Here is an 18109-nt window from a genome sequence, read left to right as displayed (position 1 = left end):
CGATTAATCCAGCAGTAGTTAACCATTTTACGGATTTGATGGGGCTTTTTTTTCAACAGAGTCTCAACCGTCGCTGTATATTTCCTTTACACTGCAACCTTTACTTCATTTGACAGAAGCTGACAGGAGAAAGGATGCCTGGGTTATCCCGCACGTCGTCGGTCTGGTTGCCGGTAGCAGTCATACTCATTGCCATGTTGTCCATTCAAAGCGGTGCCTCGCTGGCAAAATCGCTCTTTCCACTGGTAGGGGCACCCGGGGTGACGGCCCTGCGTATCGTGCTGGGCACGGCGATACTGGTTGCCATTTTCAAACCCTGGCGTCTGCGCTTCAAAAAAGAGCAACGTCTCCCCCTGCTGTTTTATGGTCTGTCCCTTGGGGCGATGAACTATATGTTCTACCTCTCCATCCAGACCATCCCCCTCGGGATCGCCGTCGCGCTGGAGTTTACCGGTCCGCTGGCGGTGGCACTTTTCTCTTCCCGTCGTCCGGTGGATTTTATCTGGGTCGTATTAGCGGTGCTGGGCTTATGGTTCCTGTTGCCGCTCGGCCAGAATGTCACTGAGATTGATCTTACGGGTGCCGCGCTGGCTCTCGGAGCCGGTGCCTGCTGGGCCGTTTATATCCTCACCGGGCAGCGCGCAGGCGAAGAACATGGCCCGGCAACGGTCGCCCTGGGTTCCGTGATTGCGGCTATCGTTTTTGTGCCGATCGGTATGGCGCAGGCCACGGCGTCTATCTGGCAATGGTCAGTTATGCCCATTGGGCTGGCGGTCGCAGTGCTCTCAACGGCGCTCCCCTATTCTCTGGAGATGATCGCCCTGACGCGTCTGCCGACACGCATTTTTGGCACCCTGATGAGCATGGAGCCTGCCCTGGCGGCAATCTCCGGAATGGTATTCCTTGGCGAAACGCTGACGTTTACCCAGACGCTGGCACTCTGCTCTATTATTGCAGCCTCAATGGGGTCAACGCTCACCATGCGCCCGGAACCCAAAGTTGAGAAAATCGACATCAACTGATGCCATATATTCTGTATGGCTTTCTGGCCATGCAGAATAAAGGCCAGATCGTCAGGCGTTATAATTTCTTACATACTTTGTCATATTATCGAAATATCCTGCCGGGCCTGTTTTCTCTGTCCTCAATTAAGATTGATCTGTATCAACTCTAAAATAATCTATTTATATCAGTAAATTATATTATCAACCTCCTTCTTGCTATTAAACCGATAGGCACAGCCAGACCGCAGAGAAAAAATCCGGTGCTATACTTAGTTCCGTAATTACCTGGGACATTAACATCAAGAGGATATGAGATTATGAGTACCGCTAAACTGGTGAAAACGAAAGCGTCTAATCTGCTTTATACCCGTAACGATGTATCGGATAGCGACAAAAAAGCGACCATTGAGTTGCTGAATCGCCAGGTGATCCAGTTCATCGATCTTTCGCTGATCACCAAACAGGCCCACTGGAATATGCGCGGTGCAAACTTTATTGCCGTTCATGAAATGCTGGATGGCTTCCGCACAGCACTGGTGACACACCTCGATACGATGGCTGAACGTGCCGTACAGTTGGGTGGTGTTGCGCTGGGTACCACGCAGGTGATTAACAGTAAAACGCCACTGAAAAGCTACCCGCTGGATATCCATACCGTTCAGGATCACCTGAAAGAACTGGCAGACCGTTACGCGATTGTGGCCAATGACGTGCGCAAAGCGATTAGCGAAGCCAAAGATGAGGATACGGCAGATATCTTCACCGCCGCCTCCCGCGATCTGGATCAGTTCCTGTGGTTTATCGAATCTAACATCGAGTAATCCATACGATTTTTCTATCGAACCCTCGCCTTCCGGTGAGGGTTTTGCACATCTATGGTGCACACTTTTGGCCTGATACGGTGCAAAAGTGAAGAAATTGTAATAATCACCTCACACAACCGTTAATGGAAGATTGTTTTTTCGTCAGAATTTACGCTAAATATCTCCCCGTTAGTTGAGCCAAACGACGCGCACCAAAATGGTGCTCCATCATGGTGCAACACAACATCATTGCCCCGTTTTTTGTGCAATGCATGACTCCATCCCCTTTGCAAAACAACAGCTTGTAAAGTTGGCACGATTTTTTCATTGTGCCTGTCGTTCTCTCAGGGGATCGCCCCGTGGATATAAAAGGAAATGCTATGAAGTCTGTATTAAAAGTTTCACTGGCTGCACTTACCCTGGCTTTTGCGGTGTCCTCTCAGGCTGCCGACAAACTGGTTGTGGCGACCGACACGGCGTTCGTTCCGTTTGAATTCAAACAGGGTGATAAATACGTTGGCTTCGATGTTGATTTGTGGGCCGCTATCGCAAAAGAACTCAAACTGGATTACACCCTGAAGCCAATGGACTTCAGCGGCATCATCCCGGCACTGCAAACCAAAAACGTTGATCTGGCCCTGGCGGGTATCACCATCACCGAAGAGCGTAAAAAAGCGATCGACTTCTCTGACGGTTACTACAAAAGTGGTCTGCTGGTCATGGTCAAAGCCGATAACAATGACGTCAAAAGCGTGAAAGACCTCGACGGTAAAGTTGTCGCAGTGAAGGGCGGTACCGGTTCCGTGGATTACGCAAAAGCGAACATTAAAACCAAAGACCTGCGTCAGTTCCCGAACATCGACAACGCGTACATGGAACTCGGCACCAACCGTGCTGACGCTGTTCTGCACGACACACCGAACATCCTGTACTTCATCAAAACCGCAGGTAACGGCAAGTTCAAAGCGGTAGGCGACTCTCTGGAAGCACAGCAGTACGGTATCGCATTCCCGAAAGGCAGCGACGATCTGCGCACGAAAGTGAACGGCGCGCTGAAAACGCTGAAAGAGAACGGCACGTATAACGAAATCTACAAAAAATGGTTCGGTACTGAGCCTAAATAATTTCACCTGAAATCAGGTTTGTAACGCCCGGTGGCGCTGACGTTTACCGGGCCTACATTTTTCGTTTTTCACCACGGTATACAGGAATACATCATGCAGTTTGACTGGAGCGCCATCTGGCCTGCCATTCCACTCTTGCTTGAAGGCGCTAAAATGACCCTGTGGATTTCGGTCCTGGGTCTGGTGGGCGGGTTGATTATCGGTCTTGTCGCCGGTTTCGCCCGCACCTACGGCGGCTGGATTGCAAACCACATCGCACTGGTTTTCATCGAAGTGATCCGCGGCACCCCGATTGTCGTGCAGGTCATGTTCATCTACTTCGCCCTGCCAATGGCCTTCACCGACCTGCGTATCGATCCGTTCAGCGCAGCCGTCGTGACCATTATGATCAACTCGGGCGCCTACATTGCGGAAATCACCCGCGGTGCGGTGCTGTCGATTCATAAAGGTTTCAGTGAAGCGGGTCTGGCGCTGGGCCTTTCGCGTCGCGAAACGATCCGCCACGTCATTCTTCCGCTGGCGCTGCGTCGCATGCTGCCACCGCTGGGTAACCAGTGGATCATCAGTATTAAAGATACGTCGCTGTTCATCGTTATCGGCGTGGCTGAGCTGACCCGTCAGGGGCAGGAGATCATTGCTGGCAACTTCCGCGCGCTGGAAATCTGGAGTGCGGTAGCCGTTGTCTACCTGATCATTACTCTGGTTCTGAGCTTCGTTCTGCGTCGTCTTGAAAGAAGGATGAAAATCCTGTGATTGAATTTAAAAACGTTTCCAAGCACTTTGGCCCAACCCAGGTGCTGCACAATATTGATCTGAATATTACGCAGGGTGAAGTGGTGGTCATTATCGGACCGTCCGGTTCCGGTAAATCCACTCTGCTGCGCTGCATTAACAAACTGGAAGAGATCACCAGCGGCGATCTGTTTGTCGACGGTCTGAAGGTCAATGACCCGAAAGTGGACGAGCGCCTGATTCGCCAGGAAGCGGGCATGGTGTTCCAGCAGTTCTACCTGTTCCCGCACCTGACGGCGCTGGAAAACGTGATGTTCGGCCCGCTGCGCGTGCGCGGTGCCAGCAAAGCGGCGGCGGAAGCGCTGGCAAAAGATCTGCTGGCAAAAGTGGGTCTGGCAGAACGTGCGCACCACTACCCTTCCGAGCTCTCCGGTGGTCAACAGCAGCGCGTCGCGATTGCCCGCGCGCTGGCAGTGAAGCCGAAGATGATGCTATTTGATGAGCCAACGTCCGCACTCGACCCGGAGCTGCGCCACGAAGTGCTGAAAGTCATGCAGGACCTGGCAGAGGAAGGGATGACGATGGTTATCGTGACCCACGAAATCGGCTTTGCGGAGAAAGTCGCGTCCCGCTTGATCTTTATCGATAAAGGTCGTATCGCGGAAGACGGTAACCCGCAGGAACTGATTGCTAATCCGCCGAGCCAGCGTTTGCAGGAGTTCCTGCAGCACGTCTCATGATCTTACGCTTCACGCTGAGCCGGGCTTGCCCGGCTTTTTTACGCCAGATTGTTCCCAAAAACTCCCCTCCTCCCCGCGCCCTCTATACTTATCATTTTGCACGATATTTTGTCGGAGGACGCCGTGCCGTGGTTCCTGCTGCTGTTGATAAGCCTGTTTAGTGCGCCATCCCTCGCCGTGGCGATCCCCGGCGTGACCACCGGAACGACCGCGTCCCAGCAAAGTACGCCGCCCCCGGAACCGGATGTTGAACAAAAAAAAGCGGCTTACGGCGCACTTGCCGACGTACTTGAAAACGATGCCTCCCGAAAAGAGTTAATCGATCAGCTGCGTAAAGCCGCCGCCACGCCGCCAAAGGAGACCGTTCCTACCCTCACCCCGCCGCAGGTAGAGGAACAAAAAACCGTGCTGGAAAACGTCACCGACGTGAGCCGACGCTTTGGTGAAGCGCTCTCCACACGCTTTGCCCAGCTCTTTCGCAACCTGATGGGATCACCGCATAAGGCATTTAACCCGCAAACCTTTAGCGCCGCCGCCACCCAGTTTTTGATGCTGGCGGGCGCGGTATTTCTTTTTTACTGGCTGATACGCCTCTGTGCCTGGCCGCTTTACCGCAAGATGGGCTACTGGGGCCGAAAAAAGAACCAGCATAAAAACAGCTGGCTGCACCTCCCCGCCATGATCGCCGGAGCCTTTATTATTGATTTACTGCTGCTGGCGTTGACGCTGTTTGTGGGTCAGGTGCTGGCGGACCGTCTCAATACGGGCAACAAAACCATTGCCTTCCAGCAGGCGCTCTTTCTGAACGCGTTTGCGCTCATCGAATTTTTTAAAGCGGTACTGCGCGTCATCTTTTGCCCGCGCGTGCCTGAACTCCGCCCGTTTAATATCAGTGATGACAGCGCGAAATACTGGGCCGTGCGGCTCAGCGTGCTCAGCGGCCTGATTGGCTACGGCCTGCTGGTCGCGGTGCCGATCATCTCCAACCAGGTCAACGTGCAGTTTGGCGCGCTGGCGAACGTGTTGATCATGCTCTGTATTACCGTCTGGTCGCTGTACCTCATCTTCCACAATAAAAAGGCGATCACGGAGAGTCTGCTGCATCTGGCCGATCGTTCTTTGTCGTTCTTCAGCCTCTTCATTCGCGCCTTCGCGCTGGTGTGGTACTGGCTGGCAAGCGCTTATTTCATCGTGCTGTGCTTCTTCTCGCTGTTCGACCCGGGTAATAGCCTGAAATTTATGATGGGGGCGACGTTCAAAAGCCTGGCGATTATCGGCATCGCGGCATTTGTGTCGGGGCTGTTGTCGCGCTGGATTTCGAAAACCATCACCCTGTCCCCGCACGTACAGCGTAATTATCCGGAACTGCAAAAACGCGTGAACGGCTGGATGTCAGTCTCCCTCAAGGTGGCGCGCATTCTGACCGTCTGCGTGGCGATTATGCTGCTGCTGAATGCGTGGAACCTGTTTGATTTCTGGAACTGGCTGCATAACGGCACAGGCGAGAAGACCGTTGATATTTTAATTCGTATCGCACTGATTCTGTTTTTCTCCGCCGTTGGGTGGACGCTGCTGGCGAGCCTTATCGAGAACCGTCTGGTGTCCGATATTCACGGCAGACCGCTCCCCAGCGCCCGTGCACGCACGCTGTTGACCCTGTTCCGCAATGCGCTGGCGGTGATCATCAGTACCATCACCATCATGATTGTGCTGTCGGAAATCGGCGTAAACATCGCTCCGCTGCTGGCAGGTGCCGGTGCGCTGGGACTGGCGATCTCCTTCGGGTCACAAACGCTGGTGAAGGATATTATTACCGGCATTTTTATCCAGTTTGAGAACGGAATGAACACCGGCGATCTGGTAACCATCGGGCCGCTGACCGGCACGGTCGAGCGGATGTCGATTCGTTCGGTGGGCGTGCGTCAGGATACCGGGGCATACCACATTATTCCGTGGTCATCGATCACCACCTTCGCCAACTTTGTGCGCGGCATTGGCTCCGTTGTGGCGAACTACGATGTGGATCGTCATGAGGATGCGGACAAAGCGAAGCAGGCGCTGCGGGATGCCGTTGAAGAGTTAATGCAGATGGAGGATATTCGCGGCCTGGTAATTGGCGAGCCGTCATTTGCCGGGATCGTCGGGCTGACGAATACGGCATTTACGCTTCGCGTGTCGTTCACCACCCAGCCGCTGAAGCAGTGGACGGTGCGCTTTGCGCTCGACAGCATGGTGAAAAAACACTTTGATCTGGCAAACGTGCGGATGCCGGTGCAGACGTATCAGGTGTTGCCTTCACCGGCATCGATGCCACCTCCGCAGGAGCCGACATTGTAGCCGTGTTGCCGGGTGGCGGCTTCGCCTGACCCGGCCTGCGGGACACCTTATTTGCGGCGTTTGTTGTCATCCATAAACGACCAGGCAATAAAGCGGCTCTGCTTCTGGCCCTGCGCCATCTCTTTTTTCACCACTTTCACCGCGCCTGCTTCGGTGAGGGCCCGGTAGAGTGGCGGCAGGTTATCTCCGCGGGAAACCAGCGTGGTGAACCATTTCACCTGGCGACCAAACTGTTTGCTTTCGGCAATCATCCGCAGGATGAAGGCGACTTCACCGCCCTCGCACCACAGCTCCTGCTGCTGTCCACCAAAGTTCAGCACGGCATCTTCGGCCTGCCCCAGGTTGCGGCGTTTGCGCTCGCTGCCTGCACGGGCCGCTGCCGCCGAATCATGGAATGGCGGATTACACATCGTGGCGTCATAGCTTTCGTTTTTGTGAATGATGCCGTTGAAGATTGACGTCGCCTCCTTCTGGCGACGCAAACGAATGGAACGACTCAGGCCAGCGTTAGCGCTGATTATCGCCTGCGCGCTGGCAAACGCCTCGGCACCGATTTCGCTCCCGGTAAAGCGCCAGTGGTACTCATGCACGCCAATCAGGGGGTAAATCAGGTTTGCCCCGGTACCAATATCCAGGACGGAAGCCTGCTGGGGGATCGCGCCGTCACGATCGTCGGCGAGAAGATCGGCAAGGTGATGAACGTAATCAGCACGGCCCGGAACAGGAGGACAGAGAAAGCCTTCCGGGATATCCCAGTGCGCCACACCGTAAAAATGCGCCAGCAGCGCCTTGTTCAGGGTTTTCACCGCCAGCGGATCGGCAAAGTTAACCGACGGTTCACCCGCGGGGGTCTCGACAATATAGTCCTGCAGCGCCGGACAACTCTGGCACAGTGCGTTCATGTCGTAGCGGCTGCGATGGCGATTTCGTGGGTGCAATCCCGGCTTTTGGGAAGTCATGGCATTCTCCTTTAAACAGCGGCGTAAGATACCTTGTGCTGGCTCTACGGTAAATCTTTCTCTGCAACCCTTAAAAAACCGCCATAAATCAAACACCTTTATGTCTATGATCTGTCAGCGGATTGTCAGCTTTTATCGTTCAAAAAATAAGCAGATCATCATCAAATATTTGCGCTAAATCACACTCGTCAGGCTTCTAAACTTAAAGGGAATCACCTGTTGTTTCCTCATGAGGATGTGATTATGAAAAAGTATCTGACCCTTGCTCTTCTCGCCGGTACCCTGGCGAGCGCCTCTTTCTCCGCTATGGCCGTTCAGTCCCTGACCCAAAGCACGGACACCAGCCAGCTGCGCCCGGCCGGTACCGTCTCGGTAAGCCGCGCAAGCAACCTTGACGATCTTCAGGATAAACTGGCTGAAAAAGCTCGCCAGGAAGGCGCTAAAGGCTTCGTGGTGAACTCCGCAGGTGGAGATAACCATATGTACGGCACAGCGACTATCTATAAATAACGTGTTTCCTTTCACCCGACTGCATCTGCCTGCCAGATGCAGTTTGTCTCCCCTCTCACCTTGATTGTGCATTTTTTAACCCCATATTAACGCTATGGCTTAAACCGATATCAGGAGGGCAAGATGGCTTCCGGTTGGGCAAATGATGATGCCGTGAACGAACAGATCAACAGTACGATTGAAGATGCGGTTGCGCGCGCTCGCGGCGAAATTCCGCGCGGCGAAAGTTTAACGGAATGCGAAGAGTGCGGAGAGCCCATTCCTGAGGCGCGGCAAAAAGCCATTCCCGGGGTAAGGTTATGTATAACCTGTCAGCAGGATAAAGATTCAAAAAACGCTTCACATTCGGGATATAATCGCAGAGGATCGAAAGACAGCCAGTTACGCTGACTTTCCTTTACCTAAGTTAACCGCCCGAATGCTTACCTTTACGCTCACGCTTTTTAGCGAACCGCGTAGCAAAATGTGCCATTCATCTTTCTTCTGTAAAGCGTATCAACAAGAAGTGTAAAGCCGTAATTTGAATTTATTAATAATCAATAAGTTATTTGTCATTCAATTTTTTTGATTAACCACGTCAATTCTCTTCGATTTTATCTCTGCAGAAAAAACGTGATACTTATCACATCGACGGAACATCGTCCCCTTAACAGAATAACCTGCGAGAGATTAATTATGAAAACCATCAAATATGCTGTTGCTGCTGTTGCCCTGTCCGCTCTGTCTTTTGGCGCATTCGCTGTAGAGCCTGTTTCATCTACTCAGGCGCAGAGCATGAATAAAATCGGTGTGGTGAGTGCAGAAGGCGCGACCACGCTGGACGGTCTGGAAGCCAAACTGGCTGAGAAAGCGGCTGCTGCCGGTGCAAGCGGATACACCATCACCTCCGCTAACACCAACAACAAGCTGAGCGGTACTGCGGTTATCTACAAATAATCGCCTGAATGAATGCTGTACCCTCACCAAACCCTCTGGTGAGCTGCTCCAACCCTCATTGACCCTGTTGTTTGTTACCCTTGCTTGCCCGTCCGCCACTGGACGGGCTTTTTTTTGCCTAAAATGCCGCCTCAACCCGTTTCATGCCAGCCTCGACCGTGTCAACTTCCCCGGTCGCCAGCAGGCAGCAGGCCATCTGTAACCTGATGGACTGCGGCACCGGCACATTTCCGGCAAGGCACTGTTCAATCCACTTCGCGGTGATGTAGGGATCTTTCGCCTCCGGCAGAATAACGCCGCTGTTCTCTTCCCCACGTTCAAGCGCGATACGCGTCCCAGCCGCGTCGATCAGCATTATTTGCGGGCAGCGCTGCGGATTAGCGTACACCTCGCCTTCCGTCCCATGCATCAGCAACGCGTTGCCGCCAATCTCTTCAAAGAATTTCCCCACGCGCCCCACGTATTCCGGGTGCGAAACGCTGGAAAGGCGCAGCGCGGCATTTTCGGCAAACGGCGTGGCCAGCTTCGCCAGCGTATGCGCGCTGTTACGCACGCCCATTCGCCAGCGCATTGCGAGCTGCTTTTCCAGCGGCGGGCAGAGCGCCTTAACGGGAATATAGACCGGCTGATGGCTATCGAGCTTCGCCTGCGCCTGCCCGGCGTGGAGAGTGGGTTCGATCCCCAGCAGTTCAAAAATCGTTTCTGTCAGCACGCGGGTCGGATCTTCACTCACCCCATGCACCACCACCGGAAAACCCAGCTTATGTAACAGAATAGCCAGCAGCGGCGTCAGGTTGGCCTGCTTGCGCGCGCCGTTATAGCTGGGAATGACGATCGGCATCGGTTTTGCCACCGGTGGCGTCAGACGCAGCGTTTGCGCCTGCATCGCCTCATAAAAGCCGCGCATCTCCGCTTCACCTTCTCCCTTAATGCGCAGGGCGATAAGAATGCCGCCGAGTTCGAGATCGGGAACCTCACCGTTGAGCATACGGGTGTAAAGCGCACGCGCTGTCTCATGATCCAGGTCGCGGGCATGGTTTTTTCCACGCCCTACCTCTTTGATAATTTTACGATAATCCACGGTATCTCTCCTGAAAACGTCACCTTGTTAACACTATATCCCCGATGAAACCTGCCCGGTAGCTTTTTATCCCCACCGCCAGAGCCATCTGTTTTACCGAAGAAAAAAATTATGCAAGCACTGATTCAATTATTTGTGATGCCTATAGAAGATTCTTATCCATCCATTCTTTGATTAAATAACGAACGGAAATCATTGAGGACAACGGGCAAAAACCTTAGGCACGTTTTTACCCACACACCAGGAACTATTATGAACAAGATTGCGTTAGGTCTTTTTATCGCGTCGGTGATTGGCTGCTCGGCATCCGCTTTTGCAGCAACAGACGGTGAAGGACAGATCAACTTTACGGGCGAAATCATCGATTCCGCCTGTCAGGTTGTGAATGGTTTAAGTAACCCGTTGAACGTGACATTAGGCAAAGTCTCCAAGACGGTCTTTACCGGTGCCGGCTCCACCAGCACCGCCACGAAGTTTGATATTGAGTTAAAAAACTGCCCGGAAACCGTTACGGCGGCGGCAATCAACTTCGGTGGAACCCCGGATGCCAATAACAACAGCACCCTGGCGTTAACCCCCGATGCAGATGCCGCAACCGGCGTAGCCATTCAGCTGATCGACTCTTCTGAGCAGCCCGTCAGTTTATATACTCCGTCAAAAGAGTATCCGCTGGCCTCCGGCACCGCAGTAAACGATCTGCAGTTTGCCGCGCGTTATATTCAAACCGGTGCGGCTATTACCGCTGGCCCGGCAAACTCTGTTTCAACATTCACGGTTATTTATAACTGATATTGCTCACCAGGGACTATTTCCTTTTGCAAAAAAGAGATAGTCCCGCCTTATTTTGAGAAAAAACTATGCGTCACGGTTATTTACTCAGCACCCTTTTACTGGTAGCTGCAACGGCACATGCAGGCGTTATTATTAACGGCACGCGCCTGGTCTACCAGGGAGGCAAAAAGGAATCCTCTATCGGTATTTCAAACCCAGATGCAACGGATTATCTGGTGCAATCCTGGGCGGATTCTGGCGGTAAAGACCTGGCCAAAGCCCCCTTTCTGATTACGCCGCCACTGTTTCGTCTTGATGCGAAGCAGGAAAACGTTTTGCGCGTCGTACGTACCGGCGGAAATTTGCCTGAAGATCGCGAGTCGATGTTCTGGCTGAATATAAAAGCCATCCCCTCCTCAAAAAAGGTGGCAGGGGTCAATACCCTGCAAATTGCGGTTAACACGCGCATTAAGCTGATGTACCGCCCGGCCTCCGTCAAGGGTAAACCGGAAGCGGTCGCGGATCAGCTTGAGTGGCACCGCGAGGGCAATGATTTAGTGGTTAACAACCCGACGCCGTTTTATATGAATTTCCAGTCGGTCACCCTTAACGGTCATAAGGTCGATAAAGCGACCTGGGCCGTACCAAAAACCGAAACCCATTTTGCGTTGCCTGCACATACCGGCGGTTCAACCGTGTCCTGGTCAATTATTACTGATTACGGCAGCATCAGCAAAACGCTCTCTGCATCCGTGCATTAATACCGTACCCAATAACGCACCTTATGATTACCTATTCTTCAACCCCAAGAAGGCAATTGCCTTCCGTTTGTCGGATGCTTACGCTGCTGACCCTGCTATGCGGGTTAGCGGCCGTGGGTTTTTCGCAGCAAACGCGGGCGGATGATTATTTTAATCCAGCGTTGTTGGATGTGGATAATCCACAGCAGGGAAAAACCGATCTCTCCATTTATGAAAAAGGGCCGGGACAGGCGCCAGGGAAATATCAGGTCACGATCTTTATCAATAATAATAAAATTGATACCCGCGACGTGACCTTTATATTGCAAAAGCAGGATAATGGAGAAAATTCCCTTCAGCCCTGCTTTACTCTGTCCGATTTAAAAAGCCTGGGTATTAAAACTGACGACTATCCTCAGCTTGCCGTGAAAGGCTCATGCGCGGATTTGCACGCCATACCGGCGGCGACGGCGACATTTCGCGTCAGCAACCAGCAGCTTCTGTTGAGCATTCCGCAGTCCGCGCTCGGTCAGGTTCCCCGTGGCTATATTGACCCAACAGAATTTGATGAGGGGATCACGGCGGGCATCCTCAACTACAGCGCCAGCGCCAGCCAGAGCCACGCCCGTCAGCAGGGCATGCAGGACAACAGCAGCCAGTACGTTAACCTGCGTCCGGGCCTGAACGTCGGCGCGTGGCGCCTGCGCAACTATTCCACCTGGAGTCGCAGCACCAGCGGTCACGAAGAAGAGCAATCCTTTAACTCGGTCTACACCTATGCCCAGCGCGATATCGTGGCGTTAAAAAGCGATCTGACCGTAGGCCAAAGCAGCTCCCCGGCAGACGTATTTGACAGCGTTCCGTATACCGGCGCGCAGCTGAACTCCGACAACGATATGCTGCCGGACAGCGAAAAAGGCTATGCCCCGATCATCCGCGGTACGGCCCACAGTAATGCGCTGGTGGTGGTACGTCAGAACGGCTACGTGATTTATCAAAATACCGTTGCGCCGGGTGCATTTGAAATCAATGACCTGTATCCCACCGGCAGCAGCGGCGATCTCCAGGTCACCGTGAAAGAGACGGACGGCAGCGAACGTCACTTTGTGGTGCCCTACGCCTCCGTACCGGTCCTCCAGCGCGAAAAGCATCTGAAATACAGCGTCACTGCCGGGCGCTACCGCTCTTATGACAAAGACGTGGAAAAAACGCCCTTCGCTCAGGGGAGTGTCATTTATGGCCTGCCGTACGGATTCACCGCCTACGGTGGCGTGCAGCAAAGCAGCCATTATCAGTCACAGGCGCTGGGCACCGGTAAAAACTTTGGCGATCTTGGCGCGTTTTCTGTCGACGTGACGCGCGCCAAAGCGCTGCTCAAAAAACAGCAGGCCAGCAAGGGGCAATCCTGGCGTCTGCGCTACAGCAAAGATTTCGCGGGTACGGGCACAAACTTCGCTCTGGCTGGCTATCGCTACAACAGTAAAGGGTTTTACACCCTCGAAGACACCATGGAGTCCTATACCCGCGCCGATGACTGGTCAGCACCGCAGCAGCGCCGCGCGCGTACCGAGGCCACCATCGATCAAACCCTCGGCGAAGGCTGGGGATCGTTTACGCTGAGCCTGGTCAAAGAGACCTACTGGAACCAGGGTCAGGACATGACCTCGATGAGCGTCAGCTATAACAACAGCTGGAAGGGAATCACCTACAGCATGAGCTATAGCCTCAACAAAAACACCAACAGCCGTGATGACGAAGGCGATTCGGTCAGTAACGATAACCTGTTCGCGCTGAGCGTGTCGGTACCGCTGGATCGCTGGATGAGCAACACCTGGGCCTCCTACAACATGAATAACAATAAAGACGGCACCACGCACACGCTGGGCCTGAACGGGACGGCGCTGGAGGAGAACAACCTTAACTGGAACGTGCAGGAAGGCTATGACTCATCAGAGAACGGTACCTCTACCAGTCTGAACGCCGATTATAAAGCCACCTACGGGGAAGTGAGTGGCGGTTTCAGCCAGGACAAATACCAGCGGACCACCAACGTCGGTCTGCAGGGGGGCATGATAGCCCACGCTAACGGCCTGACGCTGAGCCAGCCGCTGGGCGAGACCATCGCGCTGGTGAAAGCGCCCGGAGCCAGCGGCACGCACATCGCCAACCAGACGGGCGTGGAAACTGACTTCCGCGGCTATACCGTGGTGCCCTTTGTCACCGCCTATCGCCACAACACGATTTCGCTGGATACCGAAACGCTGCCTGACGAGGCTGACGTGACGCACGCTTCGCAGATCGTCACGCCAACCCGCGGTGCGGTGGTGCGGGCAAGCTTCAATACCCGCGTGGGTCATCGCGTCCTGATGACGCTGACGCACAACGGGAAGCCGCTGCCCTTCGGCGCAACGGTTACCACCGAGGATAAGGACAGCGAATTTATCGTCGGCACTGATGGCCAAACCTATCTTTCCGGAATGCCCGATCGCGGCAAGCTCTCCGTCTCATGGGGACAGGAAGCCAGCGACCACTGCGTTGCGGAATACACGCTCACGGATGAAAAAGAGAAAACAGACATTATTAACGCTGCCGCGCAGTGTCAGTAATCAACCGAGCAGGTTCACCTATGCAGCTTGTAAAACAATGCTTTTTCTTACTCGTACTGGCGACCGCATCGCTGTTTATGCCGCATGCGAAGGCCACCTGTACGTCACCGGATATGCCAAAAACCATTAACCTGGCCACGGTTTCCGTTTCCACCACGCTTCCCGTCGGCTCGACCATCCCCGGCACCGAACAGACGGTACACGTCGCGGGCCACTGTGATAATGCTGCAGATAAGGGTCTGGAGATCGTCTCCTGCTACTACGGCTACGGCACGGAAATCCCCGGCCTTACCGGGGTCTATGAATCCGGCGTGAAGGGGGTTGGCATTGCGCTGATGAATGACAAAGGTCAGCGCATCAGCGGTGCGGGCGGGGTCACCTGCGACTCCCGCGGCACGCCTATTGGCTATGTCTCAACTGACGGCAACCAGACGTTCGATTTTAACGTCACGCTGGAGCTGGTAAAAACGGATACCGCGGTAGAATCCGGTACGCTAAATCAAAGCCAGACCGTTTTTGGCATTGGCGTTTTTGGTCACGAAGGCATCGGTTCACCTAACAATGTTAGCTATGCTGGTAACGTAAACCTTGAAAACGTCACCTGCTCCGTACTGCCAAAAAGCCTGACCGTCAACATGGGCGATTTCCCGGTCAGCGATTTCAACATGGTCGGCACGCTGGCGATGCCCGCGAAGGAGTTCAACATCACGGTGAACTGTAACTCCACCGTTCAGCCGGAATTTAAGGTCACCAGCAGCGACGGCTACGTACCCGGTTATCAGGGGGTGCTTAAGCTCACGCCGGAGGATGGCGTGGCAACGGGGGTCGGGATTGAAATGGTGATCGACAACGAGCTGGCAACGTTCGATACCTACACCCCAACTGAAACCCTGGCCTATGCCAACCAGACGATGGATATCCCGGTCAAGCTGAACTATTTGCAGGTGGCAGATGAAGTCACCCCTGGCCCGGCGAACGCCGTCGCCACCATTACTCTGGCCTATAAGTGATGAAAATGAAGAAACGTCTCTTTGTGCTGGCCGCGCTGGCCAGCACGCTCACCTTTCTGGCCCGGGCTGACGATATTCAGCTGCAAATGGTCGGTAACATTTATGCCAACACCTGCCTCGTGGACAGCGCCAGTAAGGATTTAACCGTTGATTTAGGCCAGGCGGCTTCCAGTGAATTCCACGACGTGGGGGATACCGGCGCGTGGAAAACCTTCAGCCTGAAGGTGACACATTGTCCTAAATCCCTCGCCCTGGCGACCGCCTTCTTTTACGGTCAGGCGGATGCTACCCACCCAACCAAGTTTGCCAACACGGGCAGCGCGAAGGGGCTGGCGCTGGAGCTGGCGGACAGCCAGGACCATATCCTCATCGCACCGCAGGCCAGCTTTAACGCGCTGATTGACCAGAACGACCATACCGCCACCTTCCCGCTTGCCGCACGCTATTACGCCACCGCTATGCCTGTTACCGCAGGCACGTTCAGCAGCGTCGTTCAGGTGACCTTCACTTACCAGTAGGACCGCGCCCCTTAGCACGGATGCTTTTTCGACGCCCGGCAGCCTGTTTTGCCGGGCGTTTTTTTATCTCCGGTACCGACGGCTGTTCAATCGGGAAGACCGGAAGCGCGTTGAGCAGCCGCTGTCCATAATTTTTGGTCAGCAGACGTTTATCGTAGATCACCACTTCGCCCCAGCAGCCGTGGCTTCGAATCAAACGCCCCACCTGCTGAATCAGGTTAAACGATGCCGCAGGCAGACTCTGCACCTCAAACGGATAGCGGTTAAGGCTTTTCAGCCATTCGCCCTCGGTGATCACCACCGGGCTGTCGATGGGGGGGAAGGCAATTTTATGAATGTGGACCTGCGTCAGGTAGTCGCCTTTCAGGTCAAGACCTTCCGCGAAAGACTGCAATCCCACCAGCACGCTACGCTCGCCGTTATCAATGCGTTTACGGTGGGTTTCCACCAGCCTGTAACGTGGCTGGTCACCCTGCACCAGCAGGAGTAAACGCAGATCGGTGACGTGCTCCAGAAAACGCTGCATGGCGCGTCCACTGGCGAATAACACCAGCATGCCAGGGTATTTTTTACTCTCGACCTGTTCGCGGAAATAGGCCGCCATTTCCGCAATGTGCTGTTCTTCGTTGTCGATCAGCGGCTCAAACGTCATGCGCGGAATGACCAGCTTGCCCTGCTCGCAGTGGTTAAACGGCGAGTCCAGCGCCACAAAGCGGTCACCCGCTTTTTCTTTAAGCCCGCTCATCTCCTGCAAACGAGAAAAACTGTTCAGAGAACGCAGCGTGGCAGAGGTCACCACCACGTGCGGCACGCTGCGCCAGATCAGCTTTTCCAGCTGATCGGCCACGCGGATGCCCACGCAGTGGAAGAAGAGATGCACCTGCCCGTCCCGCACGTCGCGGGTGGCCCATTTGGTGACCGGCGCGCCTGATGCCTGCGCCATTGAGGCCAGCCGCCAGAGTTTGCTCTGCGCTTCGAACATGCCCAGCGCGCGGTTCATCTGTAGCAGAATACGGTGCAGACGCACCACGTCATGCGTGCCGGTTTTCTCGCTCAGATCGTTTAAGAACATCTCCGCCAGCCCGCGCAGCTTTTCAAGGTGCTTTGCCAGCTGCTGACAAATTTCCATCACCTCTTCCGGCAGTTCGCCCATCGCAAAGCGATGTTCCGCCTCCTGGGCTGCGGGAAGATAAAGGTTGAGGATGTTATTGAGCGAGGAGATCAGGCCGTAAACCTCTTCACAATGCTCGCTTAGCCGTTCCGGCACCGCCAGCGGCGGCGTGGTTTTCGGGCGGAACTGCTCCATGCAGGTTGCCACCAGCTTGCAGAACAGATCCAGCTGCAGGCGGAACCAGGGCGCGGTGATCTCGGCGCTCATCTCCAGCGCGTCCCGAGCCACGTCGGGCAGATGGTGGCCTTCGTCGAGCACCAGCAGCAGATTTTTGGGCTCCGGTAGCACCGCCTCACTCTCCAGCGCGGCCATCACCAGCGCGTGGTTGGCGACAACCACCTCCGCCTCCTGAATTTCGCGCCGGGCGACAAAGAACGGACACTCGCGGTAGTAGTGGCAGTTGCGGTTCAGACAGCTTGCTTTGTCGGTGCTGAGCCTGCGCCATAAGTCGTCGCTGATGGCCTGGCTGGTGTGATCCCGAAGGCCGTCCCACTTATAGCCGTCGAGTTCGGCTTTGAGTTTTGCACACTGCTCCTGCTCGGCCTTATTGTTCGGCGTCAGCTCGTCATCAAGAAACGCGAGCAGATCCTGTTGATTCGGCTCGCTGCTGGCGAGCGCCGCCAGGTTACGTGGGCACACGTAGCGCCCGCGCCCAAAGGCGGCGGTAAAGCGCAGGTCGGGGATGATTTTGCGCAGCAGCGGCAAATCTTTGCTGAAAATCTGATCCTGCAGGGCCACGTTGGCGGTGCTGACCACCAGCGTTTTGTCCTCTTCCCGCGCGATGGCAATACCGGGAATGAGATATGACAGGGTTTTCCCGACGCCGGTCGGCGCTTCAATCGCCAGATGTCGCCCGTCGTCCCCGGCAAGCGTTTTTGCCACGTCAGCAATCATCTGCCGCTGCGGCGCTCGGGGGATAAAGTCGGGGATCTGCTGTTGTAGCGCCTTGTACCATGCGCCAATTTGCGCTTTCAGCGCCGCGGTTAAAGCCATCGAAAAACCTGAAATACTGTATAAACAGCCACTATTGTGGCACTTTCTCTTCGCTGCCGCAAAAAGAAAAGCCC

Annotated in this window: 17 protein-coding genes; 14 read left to right on the top strand and 3 right to left on the bottom strand. The window is 54.5% G+C overall.

Annotated features, from left to right (window positions below; all coding sequences use genetic code 11):
- The first annotated feature begins 134 nt into the window (after nucleotides 1-134).
- The 6 genes from rhtA to ybiO all read left to right on the top strand — a co-directional run bounded on the left by rhtA (nucleotide 135) and on the right by ybiO (nucleotide 6740).
- Nucleotides 135-1022, top strand: a complete 888-nt coding sequence (gene rhtA / locus L3068_RS06755; protein WP_014883109.1) for a threonine/homoserine exporter RhtA — start codon at nucleotides 135-137, stop codon at nucleotides 1020-1022.
- 299 nt (nucleotides 1023-1321) lie between these two features.
- On the top strand, nucleotides 1322-1825 hold the full coding sequence (gene dps, locus L3068_RS06750) for a DNA starvation/stationary phase protection protein Dps (protein WP_008501171.1): 504 nt from the start codon (nucleotides 1322-1324) through the stop codon (nucleotides 1823-1825).
- Nucleotides 1826-2187: 362 nt separating this feature from the next.
- Nucleotides 2188-2931 (top strand): glutamine ABC transporter substrate-binding protein GlnH, encoded by a 744-nt coding sequence (glnH, locus tag L3068_RS06745; protein WP_014883108.1) that lies wholly within the window; start codon nucleotides 2188-2190, stop codon nucleotides 2929-2931.
- A gap of 93 nt (nucleotides 2932-3024) precedes the next feature.
- A complete protein-coding gene (gene glnP / locus L3068_RS06740; protein WP_003858462.1) occupies nucleotides 3025-3684 on the top strand; it encodes a glutamine ABC transporter permease GlnP in 660 nt (219 codons plus the stop codon).
- Entirely contained in the window at nucleotides 3681-4403 is a 723-nt protein-coding gene (glnQ, locus tag L3068_RS06735; RefSeq protein ID WP_063861131.1) for a glutamine ABC transporter ATP-binding protein GlnQ, read from the top strand. Before glnP ends, glnQ begins: the two co-directional genes overlap by 4 nt.
- Before the next feature lie 123 nt (nucleotides 4404-4526).
- Complete coding sequence (ybiO, locus tag L3068_RS06730; protein WP_063861132.1) at nucleotides 4527-6740, top strand: mechanosensitive channel protein; 2214 nt, start codon at nucleotides 4527-4529, stop codon at nucleotides 6738-6740.
- Nucleotides 6741-6787: 47 nt separating this feature from the next.
- On the opposite strand, the gene rlmF is transcribed toward ybiO, so the two are convergent.
- Nucleotides 6788-7699 carry a 23S rRNA (adenine(1618)-N(6))-methyltransferase RlmF gene (rlmF, locus tag L3068_RS06725; protein WP_023332468.1) on the bottom strand — a complete coding sequence of 304 codons (912 nt, stop codon included), beginning with the start codon at nucleotides 7697-7699 and terminating at the stop codon, nucleotides 6788-6790.
- A gap of 243 nt (nucleotides 7700-7942) precedes the next feature.
- Here rlmF and mcbA point away from each other — a divergent pair, with 243 nt between their 5' ends.
- The 3 genes from mcbA (at nucleotide 7943) to ybiJ (ending at nucleotide 9145) form a co-directional block, all read left to right on the top strand.
- A complete protein-coding gene (mcbA, locus tag L3068_RS06720) occupies nucleotides 7943-8209 on the top strand; it encodes a DUF1471 family periplasmic protein McbA (RefSeq protein WP_014883104.1) in 267 nt (88 codons plus the stop codon).
- Nucleotides 8210-8332: 123 nt separating this feature from the next.
- Nucleotides 8333-8599 carry a DksA/TraR family C4-type zinc finger protein gene (locus L3068_RS06715; protein WP_014883103.1) on the top strand — a complete coding sequence of 89 codons (267 nt, stop codon included), beginning with the start codon at nucleotides 8333-8335 and terminating at the stop codon, nucleotides 8597-8599.
- Between the two features lie 285 nt (nucleotides 8600-8884).
- A complete protein-coding gene (gene ybiJ, locus L3068_RS06710; RefSeq protein ID WP_014883102.1) occupies nucleotides 8885-9145 on the top strand; it encodes a DUF1471 family protein YbiJ in 261 nt (86 codons plus the stop codon).
- A gap of 118 nt (nucleotides 9146-9263) precedes the next feature.
- On the opposite strand, the gene ybiB is transcribed toward ybiJ, so the two are convergent.
- On the bottom strand, nucleotides 9264-10226 hold the full coding sequence (gene ybiB / locus L3068_RS06705; RefSeq protein ID WP_014883101.1) for a DNA-binding protein YbiB: 963 nt from the start codon (nucleotides 10224-10226) through the stop codon (nucleotides 9264-9266).
- A gap of 252 nt (nucleotides 10227-10478) precedes the next feature.
- Between ybiB and L3068_RS06700 the strand changes: the two genes are divergently transcribed.
- The 5 genes from L3068_RS06700 (at nucleotide 10479) to L3068_RS06680 (ending at nucleotide 15871) form a co-directional block, all read left to right on the top strand.
- Nucleotides 10479-11015: a fimbrial protein gene (locus L3068_RS06700; RefSeq protein ID WP_014883100.1), complete on the top strand. Its 537-nt coding sequence runs from the start codon at nucleotides 10479-10481 to the stop codon at nucleotides 11013-11015.
- Between the two features lie 68 nt (nucleotides 11016-11083).
- The gene (locus L3068_RS06695; RefSeq protein WP_023332465.1) at nucleotides 11084-11758 is read left to right on the top strand and encodes a fimbrial biogenesis chaperone; all 675 of its coding nucleotides are present in this window, start codon (nucleotides 11084-11086) and stop codon (nucleotides 11756-11758) included.
- Between the two features lie 74 nt (nucleotides 11759-11832).
- Nucleotides 11833-14343, top strand: a complete 2511-nt coding sequence (locus tag L3068_RS06690) for a fimbria/pilus outer membrane usher protein (RefSeq protein ID WP_045307504.1) — start codon at nucleotides 11833-11835, stop codon at nucleotides 14341-14343.
- A gap of 20 nt (nucleotides 14344-14363) precedes the next feature.
- Nucleotides 14364-15353 carry a fimbrial protein gene (locus L3068_RS06685; RefSeq protein ID WP_063861134.1) on the top strand — a complete coding sequence of 330 codons (990 nt, stop codon included), beginning with the start codon at nucleotides 14364-14366 and terminating at the stop codon, nucleotides 15351-15353.
- 5 nt (nucleotides 15354-15358) lie between these two features.
- A complete protein-coding gene (locus L3068_RS06680; protein WP_041163089.1) occupies nucleotides 15359-15871 on the top strand; it encodes a fimbrial protein in 513 nt (170 codons plus the stop codon).
- Here L3068_RS06680 and dinG read toward each other — a convergent pair.
- Nucleotides 15858-18035, bottom strand: coding sequence for an ATP-dependent DNA helicase DinG (dinG, locus tag L3068_RS06675; RefSeq protein WP_014883095.1), 2178 nt, complete (start codon nucleotides 18033-18035; stop codon nucleotides 15858-15860). The genes L3068_RS06680 and dinG overlap by 14 nt on opposite strands.
- Between the last annotated feature and the right edge of the window lie 74 nt (nucleotides 18036-18109).

The sequence above is a fragment of the Enterobacter cloacae complex sp. ECL414 genome, from assembly GCF_021869685.1.
Lineage (GTDB): Bacteria > Pseudomonadota > Gammaproteobacteria > Enterobacterales > Enterobacteriaceae > Enterobacter > Enterobacter kobei.
Note: the sequence above shows the minus strand (reverse complement) of the source record. Positions and strands in the feature narration are given on the sequence as shown.